General features: G+C 67.5%; 22 protein-coding genes. 14 read left to right on the top strand and 8 right to left on the bottom strand.

All coding sequences use genetic code 11. From position 1 onward, the window contains the following. Positions 1-88 precede the first annotated feature (88 nt). Genes N4264_RS03380 through fabG form a run of 6 tightly spaced genes read left to right on the top strand, consistent with a single transcriptional unit; the run spans position 89 to position 5412 of the window. The gene (locus N4264_RS03380) at positions 89-385 is read left to right on the top strand and encodes an ApeI family dehydratase (RefSeq protein WP_261695667.1); all 297 of its coding nucleotides are present in this window, start codon (positions 89-91) and stop codon (positions 383-385) included. Next, positions 382-1332 (top strand): lysophospholipid acyltransferase family protein, encoded by a 951-nt coding sequence (locus N4264_RS03375; RefSeq protein ID WP_261695666.1) that lies wholly within the window; start codon positions 382-384, stop codon positions 1330-1332. Before N4264_RS03380 ends, N4264_RS03375 begins: the two co-directional genes overlap by 4 nt. Beyond that, the gene (locus N4264_RS03370) at positions 1265-1912 is read left to right on the top strand and encodes a LolA-related protein (protein ID WP_261695665.1); all 648 of its coding nucleotides are present in this window, start codon (positions 1265-1267) and stop codon (positions 1910-1912) included. Before N4264_RS03375 ends, N4264_RS03370 begins: the two co-directional genes overlap by 68 nt. Next, positions 1909-4242, top strand: a complete 2334-nt coding sequence (locus tag N4264_RS03365; RefSeq protein WP_261695664.1) for an MMPL family transporter — start codon at positions 1909-1911, stop codon at positions 4240-4242. The genes N4264_RS03370 and N4264_RS03365 overlap by 4 nt, the downstream gene beginning before the upstream one ends. Further along, the gene (locus N4264_RS03360) at positions 4235-4684 is read left to right on the top strand and encodes a hotdog family protein (protein ID WP_473562898.1); all 450 of its coding nucleotides are present in this window, start codon (positions 4235-4237) and stop codon (positions 4682-4684) included. Before N4264_RS03365 ends, N4264_RS03360 begins: the two co-directional genes overlap by 8 nt. Further along, the gene (fabG, locus tag N4264_RS03355; protein ID WP_261695663.1) at positions 4681-5412 is read left to right on the top strand and encodes a 3-oxoacyl-ACP reductase FabG; all 732 of its coding nucleotides are present in this window, start codon (positions 4681-4683) and stop codon (positions 5410-5412) included. Before N4264_RS03360 ends, fabG begins: the two co-directional genes overlap by 4 nt. A gap of 9 nt (positions 5413-5421) precedes the next feature. On the opposite strand, the gene N4264_RS03350 is transcribed toward fabG, so the two are convergent. The 6 genes from N4264_RS03350 to N4264_RS03325 all read right to left on the bottom strand — a co-directional run bounded on the left by N4264_RS03350 (position 5422) and on the right by N4264_RS03325 (position 11775). After that, on the bottom strand, positions 5422-5955 hold the full coding sequence (locus N4264_RS03350; RefSeq protein WP_261695662.1) for a DUF695 domain-containing protein: 534 nt from the start codon (positions 5953-5955) through the stop codon (positions 5422-5424). A 31-nt stretch (positions 5956-5986) separates the two neighbouring features. After that, a complete protein-coding gene (locus N4264_RS03345) occupies positions 5987-7624 on the bottom strand; it encodes an NAD(P)/FAD-dependent oxidoreductase (RefSeq protein WP_261695661.1) in 1638 nt (545 codons plus the stop codon). Positions 7625-7656: 32 nt separating this feature from the next. Then, positions 7657-8922 carry a cation:proton antiporter gene (locus tag N4264_RS03340; protein WP_261695660.1) on the bottom strand — a complete coding sequence of 422 codons (1266 nt, stop codon included), beginning with the start codon at positions 8920-8922 and terminating at the stop codon, positions 7657-7659. Positions 8923-9029: 107 nt separating this feature from the next. After that, positions 9030-9776, bottom strand: a complete 747-nt coding sequence (locus N4264_RS03335) for a glycosyltransferase family 2 protein (RefSeq protein WP_261695659.1) — start codon at positions 9774-9776, stop codon at positions 9030-9032. Further along, positions 9773-10576, bottom strand: coding sequence for a beta-ketoacyl synthase chain length factor (locus N4264_RS03330; RefSeq protein ID WP_261695658.1), 804 nt, complete (start codon positions 10574-10576; stop codon positions 9773-9775). Before N4264_RS03330 ends, N4264_RS03335 begins: the two co-directional genes overlap by 4 nt. Then, on the bottom strand, positions 10573-11775 hold the full coding sequence (locus N4264_RS03325; protein ID WP_261695657.1) for a beta-ketoacyl-ACP synthase: 1203 nt from the start codon (positions 11773-11775) through the stop codon (positions 10573-10575). The genes N4264_RS03330 and N4264_RS03325 overlap by 4 nt, the downstream gene beginning before the upstream one ends. Before the next feature lie 179 nt (positions 11776-11954). Between N4264_RS03325 and N4264_RS03320 the strand changes: the two genes are divergently transcribed. The 3 genes from N4264_RS03320 to hemF all read left to right on the top strand — a co-directional run bounded on the left by N4264_RS03320 (position 11955) and on the right by hemF (position 14136). After that, a complete protein-coding gene (locus N4264_RS03320) occupies positions 11955-12665 on the top strand; it encodes a YdcF family protein (protein WP_261695656.1) in 711 nt (236 codons plus the stop codon). A 102-nt stretch (positions 12666-12767) separates the two neighbouring features. After that, on the top strand, positions 12768-13169 hold the full coding sequence (locus N4264_RS03315) for an ApeA family protein (RefSeq protein ID WP_261695655.1): 402 nt from the start codon (positions 12768-12770) through the stop codon (positions 13167-13169). Positions 13170-13230: 61 nt separating this feature from the next. Next, positions 13231-14136 (top strand): oxygen-dependent coproporphyrinogen oxidase, encoded by a 906-nt coding sequence (hemF, locus tag N4264_RS03310; RefSeq protein WP_261695654.1) that lies wholly within the window; start codon positions 13231-13233, stop codon positions 14134-14136. 31 nt (positions 14137-14167) lie between these two features. Here hemF and N4264_RS03305 read toward each other — a convergent pair whose 3' ends face one another. Continuing rightward, entirely contained in the window at positions 14168-14587 is a 420-nt protein-coding gene (locus N4264_RS03305) for a DUF2782 domain-containing protein (RefSeq protein WP_261695653.1), read from the bottom strand. 219 nt (positions 14588-14806) lie between these two features. Here N4264_RS03305 and polA point away from each other — a divergent pair, with 219 nt between their 5' ends. After that, a complete protein-coding gene (gene polA / locus N4264_RS03300) occupies positions 14807-17548 on the top strand; it encodes a DNA polymerase I (protein ID WP_261695652.1) in 2742 nt (913 codons plus the stop codon). Between the two features lie 271 nt (positions 17549-17819). Here polA and N4264_RS03295 read toward each other — a convergent pair whose 3' ends face one another. Beyond that, positions 17820-18581 carry a glucose 1-dehydrogenase gene (locus N4264_RS03295; protein ID WP_261695651.1) on the bottom strand — a complete coding sequence of 254 codons (762 nt, stop codon included), beginning with the start codon at positions 18579-18581 and terminating at the stop codon, positions 17820-17822. A gap of 139 nt (positions 18582-18720) precedes the next feature. On the opposite strand from N4264_RS03295, the gene N4264_RS03290 reads away from it, so the two are divergent. From N4264_RS03290 to N4264_RS03275, 4 genes are all read left to right on the top strand, one after another. Beyond that, entirely contained in the window at positions 18721-19527 is an 807-nt protein-coding gene (locus N4264_RS03290) for an SDR family NAD(P)-dependent oxidoreductase (protein WP_261695650.1), read from the top strand. Next, positions 19527-20573: a saccharopine dehydrogenase family protein gene (locus N4264_RS03285; protein ID WP_261695649.1), complete on the top strand. Its 1047-nt coding sequence runs from the start codon at positions 19527-19529 to the stop codon at positions 20571-20573. Before N4264_RS03290 ends, N4264_RS03285 begins: the two co-directional genes overlap by 1 nt. A 111-nt stretch (positions 20574-20684) precedes the next feature. Continuing rightward, positions 20685-21269: a YqhA family protein gene (locus tag N4264_RS03280; RefSeq protein ID WP_261695648.1), complete on the top strand. Its 585-nt coding sequence runs from the start codon at positions 20685-20687 to the stop codon at positions 21267-21269. 53 nt (positions 21270-21322) lie between these two features. Then, positions 21323-23557: a DNA helicase II gene (locus N4264_RS03275; protein WP_261695647.1), complete on the top strand. Its 2235-nt coding sequence runs from the start codon at positions 21323-21325 to the stop codon at positions 23555-23557. Positions 23558-23560: the final 3 nt, after the last annotated feature.

The raw sequence follows: 23560 nt of genomic DNA, 5'->3' as shown, positions 1-23560 counted from the left end.
TCGCGCATCCGGCTCGACTTGCCGGTGCGGCGCAAACCCGCGATCCTTGCCCGCCGCATCACGTTCCGTGTTTTCAACGCCGCAAGCCATGTCCGCGCAGACCTACCAGGAATCCTTCCGCATCCCGGCGACCCATCCGAGCCTGCCCGGCCATTTTCCGGGGAATCCCGTCGTTCCCGGCGTGGTGATCCTCGACCAGGTGGCCGGAGCGCTCGAACGCTGGCGGGGTACGCCGCCCGCCGGCTTGCCGCAGGTGAAATTCCTGCTCCCGCTGCTGCCCGGGCAGGAAGCGCAGCTGGACCTGACCGACGGCGCCGGGCGCCTGCGCTTCCACGTGCGCCATGCCGATCGCGTCATCGCCACCGGCGAGGTGCAGCTGGCATGAGCCAACCGCATTGGACCGACCGTCCCGAAGGCGGTGGTCGTTTCGCGATCTGGCTGATCCGCTCGATCGCCCTGTACGGCGGCCGCGGAATCGCCCGCCTGCTGCTGTATCCGATCACCCTGTATTTCTACTGGCGCCGGGGCCCTGAACGCGAGGCATCGCGCGCGTTCCTGACCCGCGTGCTGGGCCGGCCCGCACGCACGCTGGATGTGATGCGCCATATCCACCGCTTCGCCGGTGTCATCCTGGATCGCGTCTTCCTGCTGGCCAGTGACGACTGCCGCCGCTTCCAGGTCAACGTCCACGGGCTGGACCTGCTGCTCCAGGCCTACGGACAGGGGCGCGGAATCCTGATGCTCGGCTCGCACGTCGGCAGCTTCGAGATCCTGCGCGTGCTGGCGCGCGAGCGGCCGGAGGTGAAAGTCCGCGTCGTGCTGGACAAGTCGCAGACGCCCGCCGTGACTGACCTGCTGCAGGCACTCAACCCGGCGATCGCCGCGACGGTGATCGATGCCTCGGTCGGCGGCACGCATATCGTGCTTGCGCTCAAGGAGGCCGTGGAAGAAGGCGCGCTGGTGACACTGCTGGCCGACCGGGCGCGCCCGCATGAACCCACGCGCACGGCGCTGGTCCTGGGTGAGCCCGCACCGCTGCCGGTAGCCCCCTACCTGATCGCCTCCGTGCTCAAGACACCGGTACTGCTGTGCTTCGGCCTGTATCGCGGCGGCAACCGCTACGATCTGTATTTCGAGTCATTTTCTGATTGTATAGAAATACCCCGCACCGAGCGCAACCAGCGCCTGGATGCGTGGCTCGCCCGCTATGCCGAACGGCTGGAGCACTATGCGCGCCTGGATCCCTATAACTGGTTCAACTTCTATGATTTCTGGCATAGCGATCGCGTTGACGTGCCTGCTGCCGCCAACGGCGAGCCTCGCCGCGCCTGAGTCGGCCGCACCGCCGGATCCCGCGGCGCTGGTCGCGCGCCTCAGGCGCGACGCGCCGGCGCTCACCCCCTACCGCGAGATCCGCTTCGTGCAGATGCTCGATGCACCACTGCTCCTTGCCGGGGAACTTGCGTACGACGCCGACGGCACCCTCGTCAAACGCGTCACTGCGCCCTATTCCGAGACCACCAGGATCGCCGGTTCCCAGGTGACGATCGAGCGCAAGGGCAAGCCGCGCCGCAGCTTTTCGCTCAAGCGGGCTCCGGCGCTGGCCGGGTTCCTGGAAAGCTTCGGCGCGACGCTGGCCGGGGACGCCGCGCGCCTGGCGCGCAGCTACACACTGGCGAGCACCGGCAATGCCACGCGCTGGCAGCTGGATCTGGCGCCGCGGGATGCGGCCCTTTCCAAGCACGTCACCCGGGTCCGGATCGACGGCAGCGGCGACACGCCACGCTGCTTTCGCGTCGAGGAAGCCGGCGGCGACAGCAGCTTCCTGCTGGTCGACACCCTCGCCGCCCACGCACTGGCGGAAACCCCCACCCCGGCGGCACTCGACCAGCTGTGCCGGACCAGCCCATGAGCACCCGGGCCAGGGCCGGCCTGCTGCTCCTGTGGCTGGGCGTCCTGGGCGCGCTGCTCGCCTACGTGGTGACGACACTCCGGGTCAGCACCGACCTGCGCAATTTCATGCCGCCGGCACGCACGCCGGAGCAACGCCTGCTGCTGGAGGAGATCGGCGAAGGGCCAGGCTCGCGGCTGCTGCTCCTGGCCCTGTACGGGGATACCCCGGACCGTCTGGCGGAGGTTTCCAAACGCCTGGTGCCGGCGCTGCGCGGGGATGCCCGGTTCGTACGCGCCCTTAACGGCGATACGGATTTGTCTGCCGTCGGCGACGACTTTCTGCCGTACAGGTATCTGCTCAGCCCGCGATTTGACGAACACCCGCTGGACGCCGACCAGTTGCGCGACGAACTGCAGCAGCGGCTGGAAGACCTGGGCTCGCCGGCAGGCGCCTGGATCAAACCGCTGCTGGCGCGGGATCCCACGCTGGAGACGCTTCGCCTGGCCGAAGCCTGGGCGCCCCCGGCCGAACCGGAACGCTACGGCGATGTCTGGTTCACCCGCGATGGCCGCTCGGCCCTGCTCCTGGTGGAAACCCAGGCCGCGGGCTTCGACCCGGCGGGCCAGTCCGCGGCCCTGGCCTCGCTGCAACGGCACCTGGCCGACGCGGCAACCGGCACGCAGGCGCGCTGGGAGATCAGCGGACCGGGCGCATTCACGGTTGCGATCAATCACCAGACCAGCACCGAGGCCAACCGGATCGGCAGGGTCGATTCGATCGGCTTCGTCCTGTTGCTGCTCCTGGCCTACCGGCGGGTCGGCACGGTGATGGCCGGTGCCCTGCCCCTGGTGACTGGCGGCCTGGCCGGCATGGCGGCACTGACGCTGCTCTTCGGCGGCGCGCACGGCATCACGCTGGCGTTTGGATTCACCTTGATCGGCGTGGCGCAGGACTACCCGATCCATCTCTTCAGCCATCTGCGCGAAGGCACCTCTGCACTGGCAGTGGCGCGTCGCCTCTGGCCGACACTGGCAACGGGCGTGGCGTCCACCTGCATCGCCTACCTGGCCTTCCTTGCCTCGGGCGTGGACGGTCTGGAGCAGCTGGCGGTCTTCACTATCGTCGGTCTTGCCACGGCCGCACTGACCACGCGCTATGGTCTGTCCCGCCTGCTCGGCGGACGCCCCCACGATGCGGCGCAGTCGCCGCGCCTGGCCCAGCTGTCGCGCCGGGTCGCGGCCCTCCCCCGGCCCTGGTGGCTGGCACCGCTGGTGGGTGGCGTGGCGATCGCCGTATGCATCGGCGCCGGGCGCACGCCCTGCTGGGAGAACAATCTCGCGGCTTTGACGCCGGTTGCCCCCGCCCTGGTCCAGCGCGACGCCGCGCTGCGCGCCGAGCTGGGCGCGCCGGACGTGCGCTACCTGCTGGTGATCGAAGGCGCCGATGCGGAAACCGTGCTACGCCGCAGCGAGCAGCTGGACGCACCGCTTGCGGCACTGCAGACCGCCGGCGCACTGGACGGCTATGAGCTGCCCTCGCGCTACCTGCCCAGCCAGTTCACCCAGCGCGCCCGCCAGGAGCGCCTGCCGGACGCGACAACCTTGCGGCAACAGCTGGCGACAGCAAGCCAGGAGCTGCCGTTCAAGACCGACCTCTTCGCCCCCTTCCTCGCGGATGTCGAAGCCGCACGCACCGCCGCGCCTGTCGACGCCGCACGGTTCAGCGACAGCCCCCTGGGATTGCGGCTGCGTGCCGTCCTGCAGTCCCGTGGCGATCACCACATCGGGCTGGTCAGCCTGATCGGCGTGCACCAACCCCAGGCCCTGGCGCAGCTGGCCGCCACGCCCGACAGCGCGGTGCGCCTGCTGGATCTCAAACAGGCTTCCGAATCGCTGGTGGCCGCCTACCGGACGCGCGTCCTGTGGTCGCTGGCGGTGGCCTCCGTGCTGCTGGTCGGCGTCGTTGCGCTCGCCCTGCGACGGGTCGGCCGCATCCTGCGCGTGGTGCTGCCGATGGCGCTCACCACGCTGGTCATCCTGGCCTGCCTGCGCGCCGGCGGCGTCAGCCTGACCCTGTTCCACCTCGTGGCGCTGATCCTGGCGGCGGGCCTGGGCCTGGATTACGCCCTCTTTTTCGAACACGTCGAGGACGACGAACGCGAGCAACGGCGCACCCTGCACGCCATCCTGGTGTGCAGCGCCAGCACCTTCCTGGTGTTCCTGCTGCTGGCCTTGTCGACACTGCCGGTGCTGCGCGCGATCGGCGTTACTGTCACGATCGGCGTCGTGTCGAACTTCATCCTTGCGCTGCTCCTGTCCGGACGCCAGAAGGTGCCATCCCGTGGATAGATCCCAATGGGAACATTTGATTCCGCACGCGGGCGCCATGTGCCTGCTCGACCAGGTCGTCGCCTGGGACGCCCAGACCCTGCACGCACGCAGTGCCTCGCACCGGCGGCTGGACAACCCGCTGCGCAATGGTGACAAGCTGCGCGCGGTGCACGCCTGCGAGTACGGCGCCCAGGCCATGGCCGTACATGGCGGCCTTTGCGCCCGGGCCGCCGGCGAAACGGCAGCGCCGGGTTTCCTCGTCGCGCTACGCCAGGTGCAGCTGACGGTGGCCCGGCTGGACGATCTCCCCGGTGACCTGGACGTCTATGTCGAACGCCTCCTCGCCGGCCCCGACAGCTGGCAATACGGGTTCCGCGTCGAACACGCCGGCAGGGTGCTGGCCCAGGGACGTGCGGCCGTGGTCAATCGCAGCGCGGGCGGGGCAGAGGAACCGGCATGAACGCACCAAACCGCAGGGCGCTGGTGACCGGCGGCAGTGGCGATATCGGCGGTGCGATCTGCGCAGCGCTGGCGCAACAGGGCCTGCACGTCATCGTACATGCCAATCGCGCGCCGGACCGGGCGCAACAGGTGGTGGACGCCATCTGCAAACAGGGCGGCACCGCCGAGGCCATTGCCTTCGACCTCGCCGATGGCGATCAGACACGCGCCGCGATCGAGCAACTCCAGTCATCCGGCCCGGTCACCACCCTGGTTCACAACGCCGGCATTCACGACGACGCGCCCATGGCCGGCATGCAGCCTTCCCAATGGACGCGCGTGATCGATGTTTCGCTGCACGGGTTCTTCCACGTCACGCAGCCGCTGCTGCTGCCGATGAACCGTGCCAGGCACGGGCGCATCGTTGCTATCTCATCCGTAGCAGCCGTACTCGGCAACCGCGGCCAGGCCAATTACGCCGCGGCCAAGGCCGGGTTGCACGGCGCGGTGAAATCACTTGCGCGCGAGATGGCCTCGCGCGGCGTGAGTGTCAACGTCGTGGCGCCCGGTGTGATTGAAGGCGGCATGGCGCGCGAGAGTTTCCCGCCCGAGCAGATCCGGCAGCTGGTGCCGGCCGGGCGTGCGGGCAAGGCAGAGGAAGTCGCCGCGCTGGTCGCATTCCTGTGCAGCGATATCGCCGGCTATATCAACGGGCAGGTGATCGGCATCAACGGCGCCATGGGGTGACGCGGCAACTTACTTGCCGGTCATGCGCTTGAGCAGGGTGCTGTAGAACTTGCCGGTGGCATCGTCCTCGACCGTGCCGGCGACGCGTTCGGCGTCGGCGAATACCTTGCGGAACTCCGCCTGGCTGGCCTGGGCCGTACCGTAGAAATACCAGTCGTGCTGGCGATTCCAGCTCATCGCTGCCACCAGTTCCGCCTTGCCCTTGGCCAGTTCGCGCATGCGTTCCTCCGCCAGGTCAAAGCGCGCTTCCTGGCCGGCATTGGGCAGCGCATCCTCCCGCGAAGGTTCGTAGAAGAGCGACACCACCATCAGCTGCGGCATCTGCTGGAGTTTCTCCGTCGGGAAATCCTCGCGGTATTCCCACACGATCGGCTTGCCCTGGTGCTCGGCGCTCGCCCGCGCCCAGTTGCCCGCACGCGCCGAACCCCGTGACGGACTGTTGGAAAACGCCGGCGCATCGGCGGATTTTTCCGGCGGCGGCGCCATGTTGGACTGGCCGCATGCGGCCAGCATCAGGCAGACAGGAATCAGTCGTCGTTTCATGACGGCATTGAGCCCGCTGCCGCCGGCACGGTCAAGCGAACGCGGGCCCGCTTGAGCAGCGCGTCACGCCTTCCGTCTGCCAGGCGGGCCCCTCGAAGAGTTCCGGCGCGAGGGAGGCATCACCCAGGTCTTCCGGGGCCGCCAGGTGCGGGCAGGCCCGCTGTGCCCGCGCCACGATCCCGGCCGCCAGGTTCTGCAACATGTTCACATTGTCGCGGATGCGTTGTTGCGCCGTGGCCTGGTCGAGCACGTCATGCAAGGTTGCATTGAGCGCATGGAACCAGTCCAGACGGCCCTGGTCGAGCATCACCGCCGGATTGCGGCCCTCGCTCACCGCCAGCCAGTCGCGGAAGAAGGCCTGCATGCGCAGGTTCAACGCGCTCGCCGATTCCAGGTCCGTGCGCAACGCGCCGAGGAACCGCAGGTCGGTCAGCCGGTTCTGGAAAACGATCTGGCACAGCACGCCCCAGTAATAGGCGTAGTCCCAGATCACTTTGACCGGCATGATCTGCGCGTCGCCGAAGAGCGGATACTGGTCGCGATAAAGGGAGAGCGTGTTTTCGTAGAACGAAAAGTAGAACTGCTCGTACAACTTCGCATACGGCGCCACCGGCGTGCCGGCGCGATCATGCGCAATCAGCTCGGTGATGTAGGTGTTGCTGATGCCGATGAAGTCGCTGCCCGGCGAGTAGAAGGGATCAAGGAAGACACCCGCCTCGCCGGTGAGCGCCCAGCGGTCGCCGGAAAAGACTTGCCGGCAGCCGTAGGAGAAGCCGCGCAGGAACAGGAAATCCATCAGTTTGTCGCTGCGCTTGTCGCATTCACGCCAGACCAGCGGCTGGAAGCGCCTAAGCCAATCCATCGCGCGCTCGAAGGTGTTCATGGTGTGCAGGGGATGCATCGCCGCATCGCACACGATACCGACCGAGTGGGCGCCGGACCCCAGCGGAATCAGCCACACCCAGTAGCCGGGCCCGCACAGGTGATTGGTGGAACGCCAGCGCTCCGGCGGCTGGCATTCGGTGCGCCAACGCTCGTCGTTGCACCACGCGTCGATCTCGAGCTTGTCGTCGATGCGGAACCACACCGCATTGGCATCGTGCCCGTTGGCCTGCGCGAGCCCGAGCTTGCGCTTGAGCAGGCCGGCACGGCCACTGGCGTCGATCACCCAGCGCGCACGCCGGTGGTGCATCGTTCCCTCGTGCTCGAAGCCGATGCGGTGTTCCTCGTTGCCAGTGGCCAGGTCCACGGTGCGCACGACGGCACCGTCGTGAAACGCCATTCCGGCGGCGCGGACGCGCTCGCCGAGGTGATTTTCCAGGATGCCTCGGTCAATCTGGAAACTGGGCGTGGGCAGCACCCGGCGCACGCCCAGTTCCGTCAGTGCGGGCAGGTCTTCCCGGCCTTCGCTGAAGAAGAACCGGAATCCGAACTTGCGGATGTGCGCCGAATCCAGGTGCCCGCGCAAGCCCAGCACTTCGCCGAAGTAGTGCGCGCCGATTTCGACCGTGGACTCGCCGACCTTGTGCGCCGCCAGCGGCAACGGATGGCGCCGCCGCTCGATGATCTCGATCGACAAGTCGGAAAATCGCTGCCGCAGCTGCAGTGCCAGGCACAGCCCCGCCAGTCCTCCACCCAGTATCACGACATCGCGCTGCACGGTATCCATCTGCGCCCTCGTCTGGATTGCGGGTTGATTGCTTACTGCCGGCTCTCACCCAGGGCGGCGCCGGCCGCGTGCTTTCCCGGATGGCGCCCTCGCATGAAAGCCATCAGCAGTGGCGTGGACATCACCGTGGTGAGGATGGCCATCACCATCAACATGGTGAAGATCTCCTTGCCGATCACACCGACATCCAGGCCGATCTTCATCACGATCAGTTCCATCAGGCCGCGCGCATTCATCATCGAGCCCACGGCCATGGATGAGTGCCAATCCATGCCGCTCCAGCGCGCACCCGCCAGCCCGCCCACGATCTTGCCGATGATCGCCGCACCCAGGATCAGGCCGAGCGCACCGAAGCCGGTGCCGCCAAAGGCATCCGGAGTCGTGTTCAACCCGGCCAGTGCGAAGAACACCGGCATCAGGACCACGATCGCCATGTACTCGAGCCGTTCGACCAGGGTGTGCAGAAGGCGATCATCGCGCGGCAGGCAGGCACCGAACAGAAATGCCCCGAACACGGCATGCAGCTGCAACCACTGCGTCACCGCTGCAAAGACAAACGTGATGACCAGCAGCAGGGCGAGCACCATGCCGTCGGGCTTGCCGTCGCTGGCGTGGCGCTGCAGGACGCGCGAGATGAGCGGGCGGACCACGCCGAAGGCCAGGCCGACCACCACGACCAGGCCGATGACGGTGCGGCCGAAGCCGACCCAGCCGTGATCGAGGGAAATGAGCGCTACGACGAGGGCCAGGATCACCCATGCGAGCACGTCGGTGACGGCCGCCGAGGCCAGCGACAGCTGGCCGACCGGCGTATGGGTCATGTGCGTGTCCTTGAGGATGCGCGCCATCACCGGGAACGCCGTGATGGCCATCGACGCGGCCATGAACAGCGCGAAGGGCCAATAGCTCACCCCGTCGGGCGCAAACCTCGGATGCAGCATGGGCGAAATGGCAAGTCCCAGCAGCATCGGCAGAACGACCGTCAGCACGCCAACGCGCGTCGCCGCAATCATCTGCGTGCGCACCCCGGTGGGCATGCGCATCTCCGCACCGACGACGAACATGAAGATGACCAGCCCCAGCTGGCTCAAGCCCGTCAGTGCGCCCAGGCTTTCCCTGGCAAAAAGCGCGGCATGGAGCTCCTGGGCCAGGGCGCCGAACACGATGGGGCCGAGCATGATGCCGGCAAGCATCTCGCCGATCACCGCGGGTTGGCCGAGATAGCGCAGCAGCAGTGCCAGCACGCGTGCCGTGCCCAGGATGACGATGAGCTGCAGCAGCAATGGACTATGGGACATCGACGGATCTCGGCCAGGAAAGTCGAAAGACGTCTTGCAGTAGCGGCATCGCGACCGCGAACACCAAACCTACCAGCTAACGCCGGTATCGGGTAGCCAGCCGGAGCCTATTCCGAATCAAGCAGGTGGATCGGCGTGACGCGCGCGCGCCGGTAGCTGCGGACCACGGAACCCGCCTCGACCACACGGCCCACCACGTGGCTGGTGATGCGGCAGAAGTCGCGCAGCGGCTTGAAGTGGCTGCGGCGGAATTCGCCCGCATAGCGCGATTCGATCGGGATGGCGGCTACCCGGGTTCCCAGCCGGCGGGCCGCTTCAATGAGGATATCCGCCTCGAACACGAAGCCTTCCGGCACCACGTCAACCGCCAGGCGCATCACATCGCGCGGGTACCAGCGCTGGCCGCTCTGGCTGTCGAGGAGGCGCTGGCCGACGGCCCAGGCGATGCCCCAGTCGGCGATGTCATTGGCAATGCGGCGGATGCGCGGCTGGCGTTCGCGCCCGATCAGGCGCGCACCGACCACGATATGGCCCGGCAACTGCGCCGCCGCGGCGGCCAGACGCGGAATGTCCTCGGGTGAATGCTGGCCGTCGCCATCGAGCGTCACCACGCCATCGACGGGAAGTTCCAGTGCGCGCCGGAATCCCGCGCGCAGGGCATTGCCCTTGCCACCGGGGCGGTCGTGACGGATCAGCTCGATCGGCAAGCCCTCCAGGGCGGCGATGGTGCCATCGGTGGAACCATCGTCGATCACGATGACCGGCGCGGCGTGGCGCAATGCACCTTCCACTACCGCACGGATAGCACGCTCTTCGTTCAGCGCCGGAATCACGGCGCCGATGCGCAGGCTCATGGGGATACCTCCACGGCCAGGGACAGTCCCGGCCCGGCACCGACGACCACCCGCCTGTTGGCGTGCCCGGCCAACGCCTCGAGGAACGGAAGGCTGGCCGCCGCGCCACTGCGTTGCTGGTAGCGCCGTGCCCAGTCCGTAGCGGGCACGGTGGCGTGTGCCTCATCCTGGCAGCGCTCCAGCACCAGCCGGGTGCCATCGGCGCCGGGCCGGTCCGGCGTGAGCACCAGCGCCATCGCAAATCCGATGTCATAGGGAATGACCGGCTTCATCGGCCCGGCCGAGGGCGTGTCGTACACAGCCAGCAACACGGCGTCTTCGTTGTCCACCGCCTGGCACGCGGCCTCGAGCAGGGCAGCGCCGAAAGTGTCGCTCCAGGCGCTCAGCGCGGTCGACGGCGCGCGGCATCCGGTCGCGATGCTCCAGTAGCCGACGGCGGCGTTGTGAACGGAATTGTGGAACTTGGTCGGCGACAGCTCGAGCGGCGCGCTCGCCAGCGTGGCGCACATGTAGTCCGTGATGGCGATATCGCCCTGGCTGGAGCCGAAAATGCACGGCAGCAGCGCCGGATCGGCGCCCGCCATGGCGCAGGCTTCCGACGCCGCCTGCGCCGCGTAGAGCACGCTGTCGGGCGCCCGCCGGCGTTCCGCGGCGGGAAGCAGGGGCGGCGCCGGCCGCTGAAGGATCCGCTCGTCCGGCTCGGCCGCGCCCCGCAGTGCGTCGATACTGGCCGGCCAACCGGGTAATCCTGGCCCACACAGGCCGACGCCACTCACGCGCAGGTGACAGGCCAGGCTCATGCGGGATCTCCCTGGCCAAACAGCAGCGCCGCGTTGTTACCGCCAAAACCAAATGAATTGGACAGTGCCACCTGGATGTCGCGCGTCTCATTACCCAGGGCCAGCTGCGGGCCGCAGGCCCGATCCGGATGCGTGCAATGGAGACTGCCCGGCACGAACCCCTCGCGCATCGCCGTGAGCGTGGCAACCGCTTCGACAATACCCGCGGCGCCCAGCGCGTGACCCGTCCATCCCTTGGTCGAGCTGGCGCGCGTGGTGGCGGGGAACATGGCCGCGACCACTGCCGCTTCGACCGCGTCGTTGGCAGGCGTGGCCGTCCCGTGCATATTCACATAATCCACTTGTTCGGTCCCCAGGCCGGCCCGCGCCAGCGCATCGGTAATGGCCAGGCGCGCACCAAGGCCTTCCGGGTGCGGCGAGGACATGTGGTGCGCATCGCTCGATTCCCCCCAGCCGATCAGCCGCGGCGCGGACGGTGCCGCGTCGGCACGCTCCAGGATCGCAAACCCGGCAGCCTCGCCGATCGAAATGCCGCTGCGAGCCGCATCGAACGGCCGGCACGGGTCCGGCGACACGAGCTGCAACGCATTAAAGCCGAACAACACGCTGTCGCAGAGCGTATCGACGCCCCCCACGATGGCGGCGTCCGCCCATCCCAGGCGGATCAGGCGCTCGGCCTGCGCGAACACCTTCGCGCTCGACGAGCACGCGGTCGCCACCGTTGCGACCGGTCCCCGGGTACCCAGCACCGCCTGTACGAAGGCCGCCAGGGAATGGGGCGTATGCAGCATCGGATCCCGGAAGGCCGGCGCAAAAGCGCCCTGCGCATCGAGCGTGCGATAACCCGCTTCGGTCGCGCCAATGCTCGCGGTCGAGGTGCCGAGCACCAGCGCGACGCGGCGCGCTCCGTGCCGGCGCAGCAGGTCGGTGCAGGCGTCGCGCAGGCCGTCCTGGTGCAGTCCCAGCCAGGCCAGGCGATTGTTTCGGCAGTCCCAGTGCGCCCATTGCGGTGGTATCGCCACCGCCTCCACGCCTTCGACGCGGCCGATCCAGCAAGCCAGCGCCGTGGTGGTGAAATCATTGGGTGTCAGGCCGCTGCGGCGATCCTTGAGGGCCTGGGCCAGCGCGCTGGTACCGTGTCCGACGGCCGAGGTGGCGGTATAGGCAGTGATGGCGAGAGCAGGGATTCGTTGGGGCAAGCGATGGGAACCTGTCGAGGGTGGAAGATCACGGCTTGCTTCACCGAGCGGCGGGGAATATACAACGCGCTCTGCGCAGGAAGCGTCGCCGGCGCCGCAGGGCTTTCGCGGCACGCGTCGCACTCCGGCAGCGGGCCGCCGGCCCCTCCCCGGCGGGGCGCGTACCATACACGACATCCATGATTGACGATCCCCAGACCGACGCGGCCGCGCCGGCCCGCCCCAGCCGCTGGAAACACCTGGGCAACCCCGACGTGTGGCATTCGCTGCTGGCCGCCGCACTGGCGTGCGCCGCGACGGGCGGCCTGCTGTTGCTGCTGTACGGGCTGCGCGCCTGGCGCACGGCGCGATCGGCCGCCACGGCGCCGGTGCGGGCCCAGGTCATTCTGGTCTTCGGCAAGCGGCTGGTGAACGCCGGGCCGGACGCCGACTACGTCCAGCGCCTGTGCCGCGCCCATGCGCTGGTCCAGGCCGATCCCCGCCGCCGCGTGCTCCTGCTGGGCGGCACGGTCGACGAGGGCCCGACCGAGGCGCAGGCAGGCCTGGCGACACTGCAGCAGATGGGCCTGCCGCGCCACTGCCAGATCGAGTGCGAGGACGCCTCGATCGATACGCTGGAGAACCTGCGCCACGCCCGCATCCTGCTGGGGGCCGACGCCGGGCAGCCGGTCGCCCTGGTTTCCAGCCGCTACCACCTGGAGCGGTGCCGGTTGCTGGCGCTGTCGCTGGGCTTTGACGTGGAGATGATCGGCGCCGAAGCCCCGTGGCGGCCGCGCCTGCGGGACCTGGGGCGGCTTGCGATGGAATCGGGCTACTGCCTGTGGCTGGAGGTCGGTACGCGCTATGCGCGCCTGATCGGCCACCGGCGCATGCTCGACCGGGTGAGCTAGCAACGCTGCCGCTGCGCCTTGCCGTGCGATTGCCCGCGGCGGGCGTCGTCTCTACCATGCGGCCCGGGCCGGTGATCGCCCACCGACAACATGGAGTCTACAATGCAGCGTAATCGCTTTTGGCTTTTCTTGCTTCTGCCGATCCTGGTCCTGCTGATGGCGGCGCGCCAGGCACCGCTGGTCAATCCCGACCCCATCGCCATTCCCGCCGGCATCACCGACACCCAGGTGAGCAAGGCGGTCAAGCAGGCCCTGGTCGCCCGCGGCTGGTCGGTCGCCGAAGAGAAGGCCGGCGACATCAAGGCCACCCTGCACCTGCGCGACCATGTCGCCCGCATCGACATCACCTGGGACAAGCGCCAGATCCACATCACCTACCTGGGCTCGGAAAACCTCAAGTACGAGGAAAAGGGCGGAACCAGGTACATCCACAAGAACTACCTGGGCTGGATCCAGAACCTTGTGACGGACATCAACGGCAACCTCGTCCTGCTCAGCAGCTGACGAGCGCCGCGCCGGCGGCGACCGCGCCGCCGGCCTCTCCCCCGAAAACCCGGCACACCGCATGAATTCCGCACCGATCACGCGCATGGAAACCTTCCTGCGCGACCTGCAAGACCGCATCTGCCGCGCACTGGAAGACACCGACGGTACCGCCCGGTTCCGCGAAGACACCTGGGTTCGCGCCGAAGGCGGCGGCGGCCGCTCGCGCGTGATGAAACACGGCGCGACCTTCGAGCAGGCCGGCGTCGGATTCTCCAAAGTGCACGGCGACCGAATGCCCGCATCGGCCACGGCGCACCGGCCGGAGCTGGTCGGCCGCAGCTGGACGGCGCTGGGCGTATCGCTGGTGATTCACCCGCACAACCCGTATGTGCCAACCACGCACATGAACGTGCGCTACTTCGAGGCGCACAAGCCGGATGCGGACCCGGTGTGGTGGTTCGGTGGCGGATTCGACCTGACGCCGTTCTATCCCTTCGACGAGGACGTGCGCCATTGGCACCAGGTCGCGCACGACGCCTGCGCCCCCTTTGGCGAGGCAGTCTATCCGCGCTACAAGCGCTGGTGCGACGAGTACTTCTTTCTCAAGCACCGGCAGGAGACGCGCGGCGTCGGCGGGCTGTTCTTCGACGACCTGAACGACGGCGGTTTCGACCGGTGTTTCGACCTTACCCGCGCCGTCGGCAATGGCTTCCTCGATGCCTACCTGCCCATTGTCGAGCGCCGCCGCGACCACGCCTATGGCGAACGCGAACGCGAGTTCCAGCTGTACCGGCGCGGCCGCTACGTCGAATTCAACCTGGTGTGGGACCGCGGCACCCTGTTCGGGCTTCAGTCGGGCGGCCGCACGGAATCGATCCTCATGAGCCTTCCGCCGCGCGTACGCTTTGAATACATGTACGAACCCGAGCCCGGCAGCGCCGAAGCGCGCCTTGCCGAGTACCTCGTTCCGCGCGACTGGCTGTGAGCGGGCGCGTGGCGCCCGCTCACAGTCGCTCCTAATTCCACTCGTACAGTTTGTAGTAGACCGGTGCGACCGGCCCTTCCTTCGGATTGCCTTCAAGACGACCGTCGCCGTCGGTGTCGATGAAGGTCTGCTGCACGCCGCCCTTGCGCGAGATGCGGATCATCGTCACGCGCCCGGACGTACGATATTCCTCGATCGTGTCATCGCCTTCCTGGCGGATCGACACATCCGGCGCCGCTTCGCCGCGTTTGTTGCGGGCGGCGCCCGCGGCCGGGGTGTCGGCGGTCGCGGCCGGCTCCGGGGCGGTTTTGACGCCGGGGTCTTCCAGCGATGGCGGCGGCAACGCGGCGGGTAGCGCCGACGCGTCCGCCTTGGCGGGCGGCTCGGCCGCCGATGCGCCAACGGCGACACCGGCAAGACCCAGGGCAAGGACGATCACTTTCGGGCTCATGGCGTGCTCCTGCGAGGTTTCCTTGGGATGAGGCCGCACCGCCTGTCCGGGGCCGGGTGCGTCGGGTCCAGCATAGCCAAAGAGAACTGAACCGTCCTGCCCCCGGCGCCGCGCAGGCCGCGTCCTTCGACCACGCGCCGTACGACCATTGGCGCCCGGCGTGCGATTGAAAGGCGTGGCGGCATGCGCCAAGCTCGCAGGCCGACAGGAGTAGCCCCCATGCCCACGCTCGTATTGATCGATGGATCGAGTTATCTCTACCGCGCGTTTCATGCGCTACCGCCGCTGACCAATGCCGCGGGCGAGCCGACCGGGGCCCTGTTCGGTATCGTCAACATGCTGCGTTCCACGCTCAAGGCGCGACCCGACTACGCGGCGTTCGTCTCGGATGCGTCGGGGCCGACGTTCCGCGACGCGCTGTATCCGGAATACAAGGCCAACCGTCCGCCGATGCCCGACGAGTTGCGCGCCCAGGTCGAACCCATGTGCGACATCGTGCGGGCGCTGGGTTTTCCCATGCTGCGCGTGCCGGGTGTCGAAGCCGACGATGTCATCGGTACGCTGGCCCACCAGGCCGCGGCGCTGGGCATCGACGTCATCGTCTCCACCGGCGACAAGGACATGGCGCAGCTGGTCGGACCGCACGTGACGCTCAGCAACACGATGACCAACGCGACGCTCGACAGCAACGGCGTATTCGAGAAGTTCGGGGTACGGCCGGACCAGATCGTCGATCTCCTCGCCTTGATGGGCGATACGGTCGACAACATTCCCGGCGTGGAGAAATGCGGACCCAAGACCGCCGCCAAGTGGCTGGGCGAGTACGGCACGCTGGACAACGTCATGGCCAACGCCGCGAAGATCGGCGGCAAGATCGGCGAAAACCTGCGCAGCGCGCTGGCCCACCTGCCGCTGTCGCGCCAGCTCGCCACGATCAAGCTCGACGTCGCGCTGGAGCTGGGCCCGAAGGACCTCATCCTGCGCGATCGCGACGTCGATGCACTGCGCGATCTCTATCGCCGCTATGAATTCAATGCGGCGCTCAAGGAACTCGACGGCGGCGCCGTCACCGACTCGGCGTCCGTCATCAAGGTGGCGCCGCAGTATCGCAACCGCGCCGTCGAAGCGACAGACCTCGATCCGGCCCTGGCCGCCAAGGGCGAGTACGAGTGCGTCCGCGACGCCGCGGCGCTGGATACCTGGCTGGAACGGCTGCGCCAGGCTCCGCTGATCGCCTTCGACACCGAAACCACGTCGCTTGACCCGCTGCGCGCCGAGATCGTCGGGATCTCGCTGGCGGTGGAGCCCGGCAAGGGCTGCTACATCCCGCTCGCCCACGACTATCCCGGCGCACCGGCGCAGCTCGATCGCGCCCAGGTGCTGGCCGCGCTCAAGCCTATCCTGGAAGATCCGGCCCGTCCCAAGCTGGGCCAGCACGCGAAGTACGACGTGAACGTGCTTTCGCGCCAGGGCATCACGGTGCGCGGCATTGCCTATGACTCGATGCTCGAGTCCTACGTGTTCCATTCCACCGCCACCCGGCACGACATGGATTCGCTCGCCCGCCGCTACCTGGGCTATACGACGATTCCCTACGAAGCCGTTGCGGGCAAGGGCGCCAAGCAGATTCCGTTTGGTCAGGTGGACCTGGAACAGGCCACCTGCTACGCCGCCGAAGACGCCGACATCACGCTGCGCCTGCACAGTGTGCTGTGGAAGAAACTCGCGGACGAACCGGCTTTGCGCCAGGTGTTCGAGACGATCGAGATGCCCCTGGTGCCGGTGCTCGCCCGCATGGAACAGCGGGGCGTGCTGATCGACACGCAGGCGCTGCGCGTGCAGAGCCACGAACTGGCCAAACGCATGCATGAGCTCACCCAGCGCGCCTTCGAGATCGCCGGGCGAACCTTCAGCCTGGATTCGCCCAAGCAGCTCTGCGCCATCCTGTTTGAGGAACTGAAACTGCCGGTCGTCGTGAAGACACCGACCGGACAGCCGTCGACCAATGAAGAAGCGCTGGATGCCATTGCCGACCAGCACGAGCTGCCGCGCCTGATCCTGGAATACCGCGGCCTGGCCAAGCTGCGCTCGACCTACACGGACAAGCTGGCGGAAATGGTCAACCCGCACACCGGGCGCGTGCACACCAGCTACCACCAGGCCATTGCCGCAACCGGGCGCCTGTCCTCGTCCGATCCGAACCTGCAGAACATTCCCATCCGCACCGAGGAAGGCCGGCGCATCCGCCAGGCCTTCGTCGCACCGCCCGGCTACAAGGTGGTGGCGGCGGACTATTCCCAGATCGAGCTGCGCATCATGGCCCACCTGTCGGGGGACCAGGGACTGCTCGGCGCCTTCACCAGTGGCCTGGACGTGCACCGCGCGACCGCCGCGGAGGTGTTTGGCCTGCCACCGGAGCAGGTCGATGCCAATCAGCGCCGGGCCGCGAAGGCGATCAACTTCGGACTGATGTACGGCATGGGCGCGTTCGGCCTGGCGCGCCAGCTGGATATCGCCCGCAACGAGGCGAATGAATACATCGCCCGCTACTTCTCGCGCTATCCCGGCGTGCGCAGCTACATGGACGGCATCCGCGAACAGGCCCATCGCGACGGCTACGTCGAGACGGTATTCGGCCGCCGGCTCTACCTGGACGATATCCGCTCGCGCAACCAGAACCTGCGCGCCGGTGCCGAACGCGCGGCAATCAACGCGCCGATGCAGGGCACGGCCGCCGACATCATCAAGCGCGCGATGATCGCGGTCGACGCCTGGCTGGGCGACCGGGACGACGCGCGCATGCTGCTGCAGGTCCACGACGAACTGGTATTCGAGGTGCGCGAGGATGCTCTCGAACCGGTCACCGTCGGTATCCGCGAACGCATGTCGGGCGCGGCGGAACTGGCGGTGCCGCTGGTCGTCGATATCGGTGTCGGCACCAACTGGGACGAGGCGCACTGAGGCCCACACCACCAGATCCGCGGCAAGCAATTGATAGAAAAGAGAATTCGCCGTTCTGAACGAACTCTGAATCCCGCCTTCCCCGGCTGCGAACCTTTTCCGCGGGATTCCGTCCTAGTCACCAGGTGCACGCAACGGCACCTGGTTCATTCCCCTCCCTGAATGAACCCGGGAAAGGGCCCCATCCCCAGGCCCCTCCCGCACCCCAGGCCCCGCCGGCTCCCCCTAGCTGGCGGGGCCCTTCTTTTTGGGCGACGGGAAAATCCCCAGGTCAGGCCAGATAGCCGCCATCCACGGCGATCGAAGCGCCGGTCAGATAGCTCGCTGCCGACGAACACAGGAACGCGATGGCCGGCGCGATCTCCTCCGGCTGGGCCATGCGCCCCAGGGGAATCGTCCGCAGCAGCGGTTTCAGGATCGCCTCGTTCTGGGTCAGCGCGCTGGCGAACTTGGTATCGGTGAGTCCGGGCAGCACGGCGTTGACGCGGATGCCGTCGCCGGCCAGTTCCCGCGCCCAGGCCTCGGTCATGCTGATGATGGCCGCCTTCGAGAAGGAATAGACGCCCTGCCCCGGCGCCGCACGCCGGCCATTGACCGACGCGACATTGACGATCGCGCCGCCGCGCCCGCGCATGCGCCGGGCGGCCTGCTGGGTGGTGTAGAAATAGCCGCGGATGTTCACTTCGACCGTCTTGTCGTAGGCCCCCAGCGGCATCTCGAGCATGCTGCCGAAGTACGGATTGGCCGCCGCGTTGTTGACCAGGATGTCCGGTACGCAACTCTCAGCGTCCAGCGCCGCGAAGAGGGCATCGATCGAGGCAATCTCGCCAATATGGGCCGCCAGCGCGCGCGCCTTGCCACCGCTCTCCTGGATTGCCGCGACAACCGCCTCGCAGGCGTCCTGGCGCCGGCTGGATACGATCACCTCCGCGCCGTGCGCCGCCAGCAACGTCGCCGTGGCCGCGCCGATGCCGCGGCTGGCGCCGGTGACCAGCGCGGTCTTGCCCTGCAGGTTGATCAGATCCGGGGTCATGCAACACCTCGACAGGTCGTCGGTTCGGGGACAGAATCCGAGCGTAGCGCATCCGGCCGGCAGGCCTGCCACGGGAATGCCGGAAGCTCGCGGGGATGGCCGGGCGCTGTGGCTCTCATCGGATCCGACAGGACCACGCATGCGCAATAACCGAGTGTTGATCACCGGCGCCGGCAGCGGCCTGGGCAGGGCCCTGGCCCTGCGCTACGCCCGCGCCGGCTGGCAGGTGGGCGTGGCAGATATCCGCGCCGACCGCGCCGATGCCGTTTGCGAAGAGATCCAGGCGCTGGGCGCGCGCGGCGACGCGTTCCAGGTCGACGTCGGCAGCGACACGTCGGTGGAAGCGTTGCGCGACGACGTGGTGGCCCGCTGGGGCGACCTGGACCTGCTGATCAACAATGCCGGCGTCTCTTCAGCCGGCGATGTGGCCGACACGCCGCTGGACGACTGGCGCTGGATGCTGGAGATCAACCTCCTCTCCGTCGTGCGCGGCTGTCGCGCCTTCCTGCCCATCTTCCTGGCGCGCGGCCGCGGTCACATCGTCAATACGGCGTCCTTTGCCGGCCTCGCCGGTGCCGCCGGGCTGGCCTCCTACTCGGTGGCCAAGGCCGGCGTCGTCGCGTTGTCCGATTCGCTGCGCGCGGAAATGGCCCTGTGCAAATCGGGCGTGCGCGTGAGCGTGGTGTGTCCGTCGTTCTTTCGCACCAATCTCCTGGAAAACTTCCGTGGACCGGAGAAGACGCGGGCGATTGCCGATCGCCTGATGACCCGTGCCACCGAATCGGCTGACGACATCGCCGCCTTCGTTTTCGACGGGGTGGCAGCGGGCCGGTACCTCCTCATTCCGACCGCGGCCGAGCGGCTGCGCTGGCGCATACGGCGCTTTTTTCCCGATTTCTACTTCCGTAAATTGATCACCGCCCAGCGCGCCGCCATGGACAAGTGATGCGAAACTTCCTGATCTACGGAGCCAACGGATACACCGGGCGACTGATCGTCAATGAGGCCGTACGCCACGGCCTCAAGCCGATCCTCGCCGGCCGCAACCGGGAAGCGCTGGATGCGATCGCGGCGGAATTCGGCCTCACCCGCCGGGTGTTCGACCTGCGCAAGGTCACCGACATCGTGCGCGCGCTCGACGACGTGCCGCTGGTGCTCCACTGCGCCGGGCCCTTCAGCCAGACTGCCCAGCCGATGCTGGAGGCATGCCTGGCGATGAACGCCCACTACCTGGACATCACCGGCGAGATCGACGTCTTCGCCATGTGCCACCAGGCGCATTCGCGCGCCAGGCATCAGAACCTCATCGTGATGCCGGGCACCGGCTTCGATGTCGTTCCCACCGACTGTGTCGCGGCACTGCTCAAGTCGCGCCTGCCCGGTGCTACTCATCTGGTACTGGGCTTCGAAGCGGGCGGCGGTCCGAGTCCCGGCACCGCCAAGACCAGCGTGGAAGGCCTGGCACGCGGTGGACGCGCCCGCGTCAATGGCCAGCTGGTCGACGTCCCGCTGGGATGGAAGACGCGCGAATTTGCCCACGACGGGCAGGTCCGCACGGCGGTGACGATTCCGTGGGGCGACCTGTATACCGCGCACGTATCCACCGGCATCCCGAACATCGAGACTTACATGGTCGTGCCGCCCGCAGCGGTTGCGCGCCTGCGCAGCATGCAACGGCTGCGGCCGCTGCTGGCGCTGCGGCCAGTACAGGCGTTGATGAAGCGCCGGATTGACAAGAAGACGCCGGGTCCGGACGCCGACAAACGTCGCAGCACGCACTGCTATGTCTGGGGCGAAGTCCACGACGACAAGGGGCACGACGCCAAGTTCGCGATCGTCACGCCCAACGGCTATGACCTGACCGCATCCGCCGCGATCGGCATCGTGCGCGAAGTACTCGCAAACAAGCATCCGGGCGGCTACTACACGCCATCGCAGCTGATGGGCCACGATTACATCCTCAAGCTGCCGGGCGTCCGCCGCATGCTCTAGGACAGAAGTCACCCGGCTGGGCAGTTACATCGCCTCCCAGGCGGAGGCCGCCATGAACCCGCAGCGCCACGCTGCTAGACTGTCCGGATCCCTTCTGCCCCCGAACAGACCATGGAATCGCACAAACGCAACCTCGGGCCGCTGCCCGCCCTGATCTTCTCCTCGCGCTGGCTGCAGCTGCCGCTGTACCTCGGCCTGATCGTCGCGCAGGCCGTGTACGTCGTGCAGTTCCTGCGCGAACTCTGGCACCTCATCCACAGCACCCTGCTGCCACATGCCCCTGCCGCGACCGCCGCCGGCGCCACCGCGGGCGTACCGTCGGCCGAGATCGCGATCATGCTCACCGTGCTGGGCCTGATCGACGTCGTCATGATTTCGAACCTCCTGGTCATGGTGATCGTCGGTGGCTACGAGACCTTCGTCTCGCGGCTCCGCCTGGAAGGCCATCCGGACCAGCCCGAATGGCTGTCGCACGTGAATGCCGCCGTGCTGAAAGTCAAGCTGGCCACGGCCATCATCGGCATTTCCTCGATCCACCTGCTGGTGACCTTCATCAAGGCGGACACCCTGTCGGCCCATACCATCATGTGGCAGACCATCCTGCACATGACCTTCGTGGCCTCGGCCGTGGCGATTGCCCTGATCGACCGCATCATGTCGCCGCCGGCCGCGGCCAAGGCACGCGAACACTACTGAGTTCTGCCCGGCACGGTATCTCCTACCGTGCCGGAGCCGGATAAAATCGGCGGATGGACGTTTCCCATCTGATCGATCACCTCAATCCCGCCCAGCGCGAAGCCGTCAGTGCCGCAGCCGGCCATTACCTCGTGCTGGCCGGCGCCGGCTCGGGCAAGACGCGCGTGCTGATCCACCGCATCGCCTGGCTGCTCGAAGTCGAACGCGTATCGCCCTATTCGATTCTGGCCGTCACCTTCACCAACAAGGCGGCCGGCGAGATGCGCGGACGCTGCGAACAGCTGATCGCGCACGGCACGCGCGGCCTTTCCATCGGCACTTTCCACGGCATCGCCCATCGGCTCCTGCGCCGCCACTGGCGCGAGGCGCGCCTGCCGGAAACCTTCCAGATTCTCGATGCGGACGACCAGCAGCGCCTGGTCAAACGCATCATCCAGTCGCTGGACCTGGATGAATCCCGCTGGCCCGCGCGGCAGGCCACCTGGTTCATCAACAACAACAAGGACGAAGGCAAGCGTCCTGATGCGATCGAGCACGGTGACAATCCGGTCACCCGCACCCTGCTGGAGATCTACAGCACCTACGAGGCGCAGTGCCAGCGCGCCGGGCTGGTCGATTTCGCCGAGCTGCTGCTGCGCTCGCACGAGCTGTGGCTCAATGATGCCTCGCTGCTGGCGCACTACCAGGAACGCTGGCGACACCTCCTGATCGACGAGTTCCAGGACACCAACAGCCTGCAGTACGCCTGGGTGCGCGTGCTCGCCGGCCAGACGGCCAAGGTGTTCGTCGTCGGCGACGACGACCAGGCCATCTATGGCTGGCGCGGCGCCAAAGTGGAAAATGTGCAGCAATTCCTGCGCGACTACCCCAGCGCGAAGACGGTACGGCTGGAACAGAACTATCGCTCCACCGCGACCATTCTCAAGGCCGCCAACGCGATCATCGCCAACAATCCCAGCCGCCTGGGCAAGCAGCTGTGGACTTCGGGCGACAGCGGCAACGCGATCCAGCTCTATGCCGCCTACAACGAGCAGGACGAAGCGCGTTACGTGGTCGAACGCATCCGCGAATACATCGCCGGCGACGGCCGCGCAAGCGATGTGGCCATCCTGTACCGCTCCAACGCGCAGTCGCGCAATTTCGAAGAACAGTTCAACCAGCACCGCCTGCTGTACCGTGTCTATGGCGGCCAGCGCTTCTTCGACCGCGCCGAGATCAAGGACGCGCTCGCCTATCTGCGCCTGATTGCAAATCGGCACGACGACGCCGCGTTCGAGCGCAGCGTGAACACGCCGCCGCGCGGCATCGGCGAACGCAGCCTCGATCTCGTCCGCCAGACCGCACGGCGCCAGGGCGCATCGCTGTGGGAAGCGAGCGTGTCGGTGCTCGGTGGAACCGAGCTCACCGCGCGCAGCAAGAATGCGCTGCGCGCCTTCATCGACCTGATCCAGAGCCTGGCCAGCGAATGCCGCATTGCCTTTGCCCCGCCCGGCGGTGGTGACCTGCTCGCGGGCGCCGCACTGACCGGCGACGCCGACAGCGGCTTGACCCTGGCCGAGCAGATGGAACACACCATCATCAAGACCGGCCTTCGCGACTACTACGAAAAGGATTCCCGCGGCAGCGCCGAGGCACGGGTGGAGAACCTCGACGAGCTGGTCAACGTCGCCAGCCGCTTCCAGCTCACGCCCGATGACGAAGAAGCCGGCCTGGGTGAACTGGCGGCCTTCCTCTCGCATGCCGCGCTGGAGGCCGGTGAAGGCCAGGGAGAACCGGGCCAGGATTGCGTCCAGCTGATGACGCTCCATACCGCCAAGGGACTGGAGTTTCCCGTGGTCTTCCTGGTCGGCATGGAAGATGGCCTTTTCCCCAGCCAGAAATCACTGGACGAACCCGGCCGCCTGGAAGAGGAACGCCGCCTGGCCTACGTGGGCGTGACGCGCGCGCGCGAGCAGCTGACCCTCACCTATGCCGAATCGCGGCGCCTGCACGGTGTCGAGTCGTATGCGCGTCCGTCGCGCTTTCTCAATGAGATCCCGCCGGAGCTGCTGCATGAAGTGCGGCCGCGCGTGCAGTCACAGCGCCCGGCCTACACGGGACGCTTCCATGCTCGCATCGAGGAAGCCCCCAGCCTGAAGCTCGGCCAGCGCGTCGCCCACGCCAGTTTCGGCAGCGGCGTGGTGATCGACTACGAAGGCGCCGGAGATCACACCCGCGTGCAGGTCAATTTCGAAGGCGCAGGTACGAAGTGGCTAGTGCTGGCCTACGCCAACCTGCAGACCCTCTAGCGT

Source organism: Tahibacter amnicola (assembly GCF_025398735.1).
GTDB lineage: Bacteria > Pseudomonadota > Gammaproteobacteria > Xanthomonadales > Rhodanobacteraceae > Tahibacter > Tahibacter amnicola.
This window is presented reverse-complemented; position numbering and strand designations above follow the sequence as displayed.

What these genes read in the sequence shown, in the direction of transcription:
- N4264_RS03380 (WP_261695667.1), top strand. Translation starts at nt 89, where the DNA reads ATGTCCGCGCAGACCTACCAGGAATCCTTCCGCATCCCGGCGACCCAT.
- N4264_RS03375 (WP_261695666.1), top strand. Translation starts at nt 382, where the DNA reads ATGAGCCAACCGCATTGGACCGACCGTCCCGAAGGCGGTGGTCGTTTC.
- N4264_RS03370 (WP_261695665.1), top strand. Translation starts at nt 1,265, where the DNA reads ATGATTTCTGGCATAGCGATCGCGTTGACGTGCCTGCTGCCGCCAACG.
- N4264_RS03365 (WP_261695664.1), top strand. Translation starts at nt 1,909, where the DNA reads ATGAGCACCCGGGCCAGGGCCGGCCTGCTGCTCCTGTGGCTGGGCGTC.
- fabG (WP_261695663.1), top strand. Translation starts at nt 4,681, where the DNA reads ATGAACGCACCAAACCGCAGGGCGCTGGTGACCGGCGGCAGTGGCGAT.
- N4264_RS03350 (WP_261695662.1), bottom strand. Translation starts at nt 5,955, where the DNA reads ATGAAACGACGACTGATTCCTGTCTGCCTGATGCTGGCCGCATGCGGC.
- N4264_RS03345 (WP_261695661.1), bottom strand. Translation starts at nt 7,624, where the DNA reads ATGGATACCGTGCAGCGCGATGTCGTGATACTGGGTGGAGGACTGGCG.
- N4264_RS03340 (WP_261695660.1), bottom strand. Translation starts at nt 8,922, where the DNA reads ATGTCCCATAGTCCATTGCTGCTGCAGCTCATCGTCATCCTGGGCACG.
- N4264_RS03335 (WP_261695659.1), bottom strand. Translation starts at nt 9,776, where the DNA reads ATGAGCCTGCGCATCGGCGCCGTGATTCCGGCGCTGAACGAAGAGCGT.
- N4264_RS03330 (WP_261695658.1), bottom strand. Translation starts at nt 10,576, where the DNA reads ATGAGCCTGGCCTGTCACCTGCGCGTGAGTGGCGTCGGCCTGTGTGGG.
- N4264_RS03320 (WP_261695656.1), top strand. Translation starts at nt 11,955, where the DNA reads ATGATTGACGATCCCCAGACCGACGCGGCCGCGCCGGCCCGCCCCAGC.
- N4264_RS03315 (WP_261695655.1), top strand. Translation starts at nt 12,768, where the DNA reads ATGCAGCGTAATCGCTTTTGGCTTTTCTTGCTTCTGCCGATCCTGGTC.
- hemF (WP_261695654.1), top strand. Translation starts at nt 13,231, where the DNA reads ATGAATTCCGCACCGATCACGCGCATGGAAACCTTCCTGCGCGACCTG.
- N4264_RS03305 (WP_261695653.1), bottom strand. Translation starts at nt 14,587, where the DNA reads ATGAGCCCGAAAGTGATCGTCCTTGCCCTGGGTCTTGCCGGTGTCGCC.
- polA (WP_261695652.1), top strand. Translation starts at nt 14,807, where the DNA reads ATGCCCACGCTCGTATTGATCGATGGATCGAGTTATCTCTACCGCGCG.
- N4264_RS03295 (WP_261695651.1), bottom strand. Translation starts at nt 18,581, where the DNA reads ATGACCCCGGATCTGATCAACCTGCAGGGCAAGACCGCGCTGGTCACC.
- N4264_RS03290 (WP_261695650.1), top strand. Translation starts at nt 18,721, where the DNA reads ATGCGCAATAACCGAGTGTTGATCACCGGCGCCGGCAGCGGCCTGGGC.
- N4264_RS03285 (WP_261695649.1), top strand. Translation starts at nt 19,527, where the DNA reads ATGCGAAACTTCCTGATCTACGGAGCCAACGGATACACCGGGCGACTG.
- N4264_RS03280 (WP_261695648.1), top strand. Translation starts at nt 20,685, where the DNA reads ATGGAATCGCACAAACGCAACCTCGGGCCGCTGCCCGCCCTGATCTTC.
- N4264_RS03275 (WP_261695647.1), top strand. Translation starts at nt 21,323, where the DNA reads ATGGACGTTTCCCATCTGATCGATCACCTCAATCCCGCCCAGCGCGAA.